The sequence below is a fragment of the Mesorhizobium sp. M0598 genome (assembly GCF_040320865.1).
Classification (GTDB): domain Bacteria; phylum Pseudomonadota; class Alphaproteobacteria; order Rhizobiales; family Rhizobiaceae; genus Mesorhizobium.
Genome location: NZ_JAMYQL010000050.1, coordinates 21,519 through 27,661, shown reverse-complemented (window position 1 = coordinate 27,661; position 6,143 = coordinate 21,519). Strand labels below are relative to the sequence as shown.

The 6,143-nt window shown below is 61.6% G+C and carries 8 protein-coding genes and 1 pseudogene; 1 reads left to right on the top strand and 8 read right to left on the bottom strand.

Annotation, left to right across the window (positions count from 1 at the left end):
- The 6 genes and pseudogenes from NKI59_RS32355 to NKI59_RS35220 all read right to left on the bottom strand — a co-directional run.
- Positions 1-165 (bottom strand): annotated as a pseudogene (locus NKI59_RS32355) (branched-chain amino acid ABC transporter permease); the annotation flags it as partial.
- A gap of 3 nt (positions 166-168) precedes the next feature.
- Positions 169-1,065, bottom strand: coding sequence for a branched-chain amino acid ABC transporter permease (locus tag NKI59_RS32350; protein WP_352453924.1), 897 nt, complete (start codon positions 1,063-1,065; stop codon positions 169-171).
- Positions 1,065-1,967, bottom strand: a complete 903-nt coding sequence (locus tag NKI59_RS32345; RefSeq protein ID WP_352708582.1) for an ABC transporter ATP-binding protein — start codon at positions 1,965-1,967, stop codon at positions 1,065-1,067. The genes NKI59_RS32350 and NKI59_RS32345 overlap by 1 nt, the downstream gene beginning before the upstream one ends.
- Before the next feature lie 55 nt (positions 1,968-2,022).
- Positions 2,023-3,123 (bottom strand): dimethylsulfone monooxygenase SfnG, encoded by a 1,101-nt coding sequence (gene sfnG / locus NKI59_RS32340; protein ID WP_023722893.1) that lies wholly within the window; start codon positions 3,121-3,123, stop codon positions 2,023-2,025.
- Between the two features lie 27 nt (positions 3,124-3,150).
- Complete coding sequence (msuE, locus tag NKI59_RS32335; RefSeq protein ID WP_352708581.1) at positions 3,151-3,720, bottom strand: FMN reductase; 570 nt, start codon at positions 3,718-3,720, stop codon at positions 3,151-3,153.
- A 149-nt stretch (positions 3,721-3,869) separates the two neighbouring features.
- A complete protein-coding gene (locus NKI59_RS35220) occupies positions 3,870-4,340 on the bottom strand; it encodes a hypothetical protein (RefSeq protein ID WP_502898892.1) in 471 nt (156 codons plus the stop codon).
- A 382-nt stretch (positions 4,341-4,722) separates the two neighbouring features.
- On the opposite strand from NKI59_RS35220, the gene NKI59_RS32325 reads away from it, so the two are divergent.
- The gene (locus tag NKI59_RS32325) at positions 4,723-4,848 is read left to right on the top strand and encodes a hypothetical protein (RefSeq protein WP_023722890.1); all 126 of its coding nucleotides are present in this window, start codon (positions 4,723-4,725) and stop codon (positions 4,846-4,848) included.
- A gap of 66 nt (positions 4,849-4,914) precedes the next feature.
- Here the strand turns inward: NKI59_RS32325 and NKI59_RS32320 are convergent, their stop codons facing one another.
- Both NKI59_RS32320 and NKI59_RS32315 read right to left on the bottom strand, forming a co-directional pair.
- Positions 4,915-5,373 carry a hypothetical protein gene (locus NKI59_RS32320; protein WP_031195338.1) on the bottom strand — a complete coding sequence of 153 codons (459 nt, stop codon included), beginning with the start codon at positions 5,371-5,373 and terminating at the stop codon, positions 4,915-4,917.
- Between the two features lie 177 nt (positions 5,374-5,550).
- A complete protein-coding gene (locus NKI59_RS32315) occupies positions 5,551-6,102 on the bottom strand; it encodes a hypothetical protein (protein ID WP_352708580.1) in 552 nt (183 codons plus the stop codon).
- Positions 6,103-6,143: the final 41 nt, after the last annotated feature.

Here is a 6,143-nt window from a genome sequence, read left to right as displayed (position 1 = left end):
CGCCGCCAGGCTGAGCGCAAGGAACGGCAGCAGGATCGCCTCGACGAGATAGCTCGACGCATAGGCGGGGATCAGGCCGTAGGCCACGGCAATCAGGGCGGCCAGCAGAGCTAACCTCTGCCAGTCGATGGGAAGCCTTGCGGGATCGAGCGCTTGCACGGCCATCGGTCAGACCCTTTCGACAGTCTTCTGGCCAAACAGGCCGGAGGGGCGCACCAGCAGGACGACCAGCGCCAGCGCATAGGCGAACCAGCCTTCGATGCCTCCACCGACAAAGGGTCCGAGGTAGACCTCGGCGAGCTTCTCGCTGGCGCCGATGATGAGGCCGCCGACGATGGCGCCGAGGATAGAATCGAAGCCGCCAAGCACCAGCACCGGCAGCGCCTTCAGCACGATCAGCGACAGCGAGAACTGGACGCCGAGGCGCGCGCCCCACAAGAGCCCCGCGACCAGTGCCACGAACCCCGCGGCCGTCCACACCGTTCCCCAGATCCGGGGCAGCCGCAGCCCGACGGCGAGCGCCGCGAACTGGTCGTCTGCGACGGCGCGAAACGCTAGGCCGACGCGGGTCCAATAGAAGAATGCGCTCAAGCCGGCGACCATCGCCGCGGCAATGCCTGCAGCAAGAAGATCGAACGACGATATCAGGATACCGCCGACCTCGAACGGCGTGTCGTCGATGCCGAGATCGAGCCCGTGCACCTGTGTGCCCCACACCAACTGGGCAGCGCCTTCAATGATGTAAGACAGGCCAAGCGTGGCCATGAACAGCGTCATCGGCGAGCGATTGACCAGCGGCCTCAGCACAGTTCGCTCGATGGTGAAGCCCAGCGCAACCATGACCGCGAGGGTAATGAGCATTGAAAGCGCAAACGGGATGCCGCGTTCGACAAGGCTGACAAAGGTGAGTGCGGCGAACAGCACCATCGACCCTTGCGCGAAGTTCAGCACGCCCGACGTCTTGTAGATCAGCACGAAACCGATGGCGACGAGCGAATACATGACGCCTGAGAGCAAGCCACCGACCAGCACCTCGATGACGAAGAGGAAATCATAGTAGCTCATCAGACGCCCTTGCCATCTTCGCCTTCGGCGGTGCCGATATAGGCCCGGATCACCGCCGGATTGGCCCTGACCTCGGCCGGTGTCCCGTCGGCGATCTTGCGGCCGTAGTCGAGCACGGCGACGCGGTCGGAGAGCCCCATGACCACGCCGATATCGTGTTCGATGAGGATGATGGTGACGTCGTGGCGGTCGCGCGCTGCGCGCACGAAACCGGCCATCTCGGCCTTCTCGGTCGCCGTCATGCCGGCCATCGGCTCGTCGAGCAGCAGGATCTTCGGCTCGGCGACGAGCGCGCGCGCCAGTTCGACCCGCTTCTGCAGGCCGTAGGGCAGCGTCGCGACCAGGCGATCGGCGACGGCCTCGAGATGCAGGAAGGCGATTGTCTGGTCGACCTTTTCAGCGATCGCGGCATCTTCGCGCCGGGCGCGCGGTAGACCGGCGATATGTTCGACGAAGCTGGCGCGCCGGGTGTGGACGCGGCCCGACGCGATGTTGTCGCGCACTGAAAGCCCACCGAACAGTGCCAGGTTCTGGAAGGTACGCGCGACGCCGAGCCGTGCCAGACGGCTTGCCGACACCCGGGAGAAGGACTGGCCATCGATCGCGATCTTGCCCTGATCGGCGTGATAGAGGCCGCTGATGATGTTGATCAGGGAGGATTTGCCGGCGCCATTGGGACCGATCACAGCGCGGATCTCGCGGCTTTTGACCTCGAGGTCGACATCCCGCAGTGCCGTGACGCCACCAAAGGAAATGCTGATCCCGCCCAGCGCCAGGATCGCATCAGCCTTTGCCGACAGGCGCGCCGGGCGCGTGTCCTCGACGGGACCAGCACCAGCAAGAATGCCGGAAATTTCGGGCGCGCGCTCGTATGCGGCGGCTCCCAGCGAAGCACCAATCATGAAACGTCCCTGATTTTGAAGGCGTGCGGGCGGCGGCCTGGAGGCCGCGCGTGTCCTATTCCGCGGCGACGAGCTCCCTGTCGCGCGCCGCTTCCAGTTCGCGCACCAGAGGGATGACGCGCTTGCCGAAGAACTCCACCTCTTCCTGGAAATGCAGGAAGCCGAGCAGTATCAGATCCGCGCCGGCATCCTTCAGCTTGAGGATGCGTTCGGCAATCTGTTCCGGCGTGCCGATGAGATTGCTGCGGAAGCCGTCATTGTATTGGACAAGATCCTCGAACGAGGATTTCGCCCAGTTACCCTCGCCTTCCGGCGACGCCTTGCCGGCATTCTTGACCTGATCGGCGAAACCCTGCACCGCCTCCGGATTGGCCTTGGCGATGATCTCGTCGAGCACGGTGCGCGCTTCTGCCTCGGTTTCGCGAGCGATGGCAAAGGCGTTGACGCCGATCTTGACCTTGTGGCCATTGGCCTTCGCCTTGGTCTTGATGTCGTCAACCTGCTTCTTGATCTCTTCCGGCGTGTTGCCGTTGGTGAAATACCAGTCGGAAACCCGCGCAGCCATGTCGCGCGCCGCGCGTGATGAGCCGCCCTGGAAGATCTCCGGCTGCGGATCGATCGGCTTCGGCTTCATCGAGTAGTTGGTAAAGCGATAGAAGTCGCCCTTCAGAGTGAAATTATCCTCGGTCCAGATGCCGCGCAGCGCACGGATGAATTCCTCCGAACGGCGATAGCGCTCGTCATGGTCGAGCCACAGCTCGCCGATGGCGGCGAACTCACCGCGGAACCAGCCGCTGACGACATTGACGGCGACACGGCCATTGGTCAGGTGGTTGATGGTGGCTATCTGCTTGGCCGCCAGCGCTGGATTCCATGGGCCGGGCAGGATCGCCGCGATGACTTTCAGCGTTGTGGTCGCCGCAAGCAAGGCATGGCTGAACGATACCGATTCGTGCTGGTTGTCGGCGCCATAGCCGGCCGTGAAGCGTATTTGGCTCAGCGCGTAGTCGAAGCCGTTGGCCTCGGCGATCTGGGCGAGCTTGCGGTTATAGTCGATGTCCCAGCCGGTCCGCTGCTCGATGTTGGAGATGACCAGGCCGCCCGAGACGTTCGGGACCCAGTAGGCGAATTTCACGTTGTCGGAATTCGAGGTCATTTCGTTCGTTTCCCCTTTTGATTGGCTTCAACCGACGCGCGTGGCGACGGCAGTGTTTGCATCACTGGAATTAAGCAAGGAAATCGCTTCGGTAGCGGCCCGTGAGATGCGCTCGATAATCGCCGCGCCGACGATCTTGGCATCGACGAAATCGTCGGGCGCGCCGTAGACGCCGGTCGGGACCGTGACGGCCCCGAAAAAACCGAACAATGGCCGGAGCTGATGTTCGAGAACCAGGCCATGGTATGGACTTCCGCCGGTTGCCGCGAGAAGCACGGTCTTGCCCGTCAGTGCACGATGATCGACGAGGTCGAACAGGTGCTTGAGAGCGCCGGTGTAGGACGCCCGATAGACCGGCGTTCCGACCACGAGCAGGTCGGCCTTCTCGACACGCTGGATGATCGCTTCGCCAGACGCGCCGAGCGCACGACGAGACAGCCCGGCGAAAATCGAAGGCGCCGCCTCGGTGATTTCGATCAGGCCGGTGTCCGCCGGGGTGCGCTGCGCGATCGCCTTGACCAGTGCGCTCACCACCGCAGTCGTGCGCGATGGCGTGCTTACGCCACCCGATATGCCGAGAACCGAAATTCTTGCCACTTCGTCGATCTCCTGTTCCACCAAGGGGATGGCCGCTTACCAAGTCGGGATCGGACGATATTCGACGAAATCTATAGAGATAAGGAATTATCTTCCGATTTTCCCGGACCGGTGAGAAAATCGGCGTGCTGACGCGTCATTAGCATTAGCTATAACATCCGATTGGCGGCAAACCGCGAGGGCAGACCGGCCAGGCTTGATCGTGGCGATCGGCGCTCCGTTGCCCGGTGCGGCCCGCGCCGCAGATTGTCACCACCGGCACGTCGCGCTTTTGGTCGTTGATCGGCGTCGCCGCCGTGATAGCTGCCGTTGAATCGGGCCCCGAACTGCCGCTCGGCGCCGAAACACCCGCTCACATCGAGATGCCCGCCGCCCTGGGGGCTCGACCGTGTCAGATCGACCTCGGCCCGCGCGCTGGGGATGATATTGGTCGTACCCCCCGAGACTGCTGTTCGGCGCGATGCCATAAAGGAGCGCCACCGGTCCTTTGAGAACCTCGATCGCTCGATATAATCGGTGAACAAGCGATAGGTCGGCGCGACCCCGAACACACCATCGAACGCGACCTCGCCAAAATTTCCTTCATTGATCGGAAAGCCGCGAATGTAGAAGGAATCCAATATCCCGCCGGTTGAATGGGTGCTCCGTACCAAGGATCATTGATCATCACGTCGTCCACCCTGCGTGCGCCCTGATCCTCGATCGTTTGCGCCGTGTAGCTGCCTAGGTTGAACGGCGTATCCATGATGTCGCGATTGCCGAGCAGGCCCAGGCGCCCGCCTCGCGCGACTTGTCCGCCCGGATACGCTTCCGGCAGATTGTCGATCGTTGCGGTCAGGGGCAGGCCGCCCAGCCCCACCACCACGATGCGCTCGAGCACCGTGCCATGGAACGTTCGTTTCATTGTTGACAGGTTAGTCATGCAAGACCTCCTGACCATCCTCACCCAGCTCTCGTCAGGCAAGGCAAAACGTTCTTGGTCCTTGGCGTGAGGGGACTTGGATGAGGAAATCTGTTGGGCTGTTCGCTGCGCTGGCCGTGATGGGTCAGGACGCCGCTGCGCAGGAGTCGACGGCTGATCGTCTGATGAAACTAGACCGGGAAGACGGTTATGCCGGACTTTTCTGAAACGCCGGTGGCTGGCGCCCGAGGTCAGAACATATCGGTTTTCGCTCGCCTTCCCTCTCGGCTCACTCACTTGTGCGGCATACAATAGACGCCCTCGGATTCCATGAGTACCGCGCCGCCCTTCAACTCGCTCATTGCGCCGACCCAGGCTTCCGAATAAGTGCGGCTGGCATCCACGGCCGTCAGCCAAAGAACGCGATTGTCAGCCAGTTCGACTTTAACTTCCTGCTGCAAAGGGCTTGCCTGCACGGTCTGTTGATAGTGCCGTTTGATCCTGACATTGCTGGCCGGGAACTCAGCTTCGTTGCTGCCATAGTTCAGCACAAACCTAGTATGGTCCTCGGCCACTGTGCAACTGCCGTCACGCTCACACACGATTTTGGCGGCGGTCTTGCAGTCCCATTTCAGTGAAGCGGGCCACATCGGATTGTCCGCGCTCGATCGCGGCTTCTCGCTCTGGCTAGCCACCGCCAAGCCTGCCCATGGGCCCATTATCGCAGTCGACAGGAGCAGCGCCTTCAACACTTATTACCCTTCCCTGATCCAGTACCGTATTGCTGTCTCGAAGCTATCGCTGGCGCCGGGGTGAATGAACCGGACAGACACGCCTTGTGATCCTCATGGCGACTCATCCTGCGTGATCGCCTGGCTTATGGCATGTTGAGATTGAACCAGCTTTTCTGGCGCATGCCGTTCGCGTCGTCATACTCGATGAACCAGGGCTTTCCGCGCACCGGCCGAGAGATGGTGTAGTAGGTGGGGGCCATTACCAAGGGAATGCCCTCTATCGTTGCCCGTGATCTGGATTTTTGCCGTCACCAACCTACCGTTGATTTCGATCTGGGCCTGTCGAGATCCGTTGTCATGGTCTTGGCCGAGACGACTATTCGTGAAAGTGACGGGCAGCGTGAGCCTGTCGGAGCTGATACGACAGATGTTCCGTTCTTGCATCATTCCTGGCCGATCGGAGTCGTAGCTGCCAGCTGCTTGCCAGCCAGCTGGACAATCCTCATACTTCTCGAATCTCGCGGCGCTGGAGTTGGCTTGTGGACAGGTCGGCCAGTTAAAACCCGGCGCTTTCATCGCCGCAATCAACTTGTAGGTTGGCGGGTGGCAAGAAGGAGTGCCCTGCCAGTCACCGGACAGGCAGAGGAGGACCTGACAGCCCCATTCCGATGCCTGTGATTGGGATGGAAGAGCCGCGGCGCCCGCGACGGCGGCGGCACCCACCAAGAGATATTTCAGTACGATCATAGCCTTTTCCTCGCTGCGGTTTCTGATACTTTACTATGGAT

Excerpts from the sequence above, each read along its gene's own strand:
- sfnG (WP_023722893.1), bottom strand. The coding sequence starts at position 3,123 with ATGACCTCGAATTCCGACAACGTGAAATTCGCCTACTGGGTCCCGAAC.
- NKI59_RS32325 (WP_023722890.1), top strand. The coding sequence starts at position 4,723 with ATGAGGAAATCTGTTGGGCTGTTCGCTGCGCTGGCCGTGATGGGTCAG.
- NKI59_RS32350 (WP_352453924.1), bottom strand. The coding sequence starts at position 1,065 with ATGAGCTACTATGATTTCCTCTTCGTCATCGAGGTGCTGGTCGGTGGC.
- NKI59_RS32315 (WP_352708580.1), bottom strand. The coding sequence starts at position 6,102 with ATGATCGTACTGAAATATCTCTTGGTGGGTGCCGCCGCCGTCGCGGGC.
- NKI59_RS32345 (WP_352708582.1), bottom strand. The coding sequence starts at position 1,967 with ATGATTGGTGCTTCGCTGGGAGCCGCCGCATACGAGCGCGCGCCCGAA.